This is a genomic window from Pseudoalteromonas sp. GW168-MNA-CIBAN-0100 (genome assembly GCF_040309225.1).
GTDB classification, from domain to species: Bacteria; Pseudomonadota; Gammaproteobacteria; order Enterobacterales; family Alteromonadaceae; genus Pseudoalteromonas; species Pseudoalteromonas arctica.
In genome coordinates, this window is the sequence record NZ_JBEOOL010000342.1 from 1 (window position 1) to 315 (window position 315).

Annotated in this window: 1 protein-coding gene; it reads right to left on the bottom strand. The window is 36.5% G+C overall.

Annotated elements, in window-relative coordinates; all coding sequences use genetic code 11:
- Positions 1–90: 90 nt before the first annotated feature.
- A partial coding sequence (locus AAEY62_RS21400; RefSeq protein WP_350636397.1) for a formyltransferase family protein occupies positions 91–315 on the bottom strand: 225 nt, incomplete at its 5' end.

A 315-nucleotide genomic window follows, 5' to 3' on the forward strand; every position in this document is an offset into this window, starting at 1 on the left:
CTTATTACACGCCTTAATAGTACCTGGGTAATACAATAAGTATTATTTAATTGTTTAAAAATGCCAGCATAATTTGCTGGCATTTTTGTTTTACGAAAACACCACGGTTTTATTACCGTTAATAAATAGCTTATGCTCAGAGGCAAGTTGTAGCGCTTTACAAAATACTGTTTTTTCTACATCTTTACCCATATTGGCCATCATTTTTGCAGTTTCTGCGTGGGTTACAGGCGTAACATCTTGCAAAATAATAGGCCCTTCGTCTAACTCGTTATTGACAAAGTGAGCTGTGGCTCCAATGATTTTTACGCCACG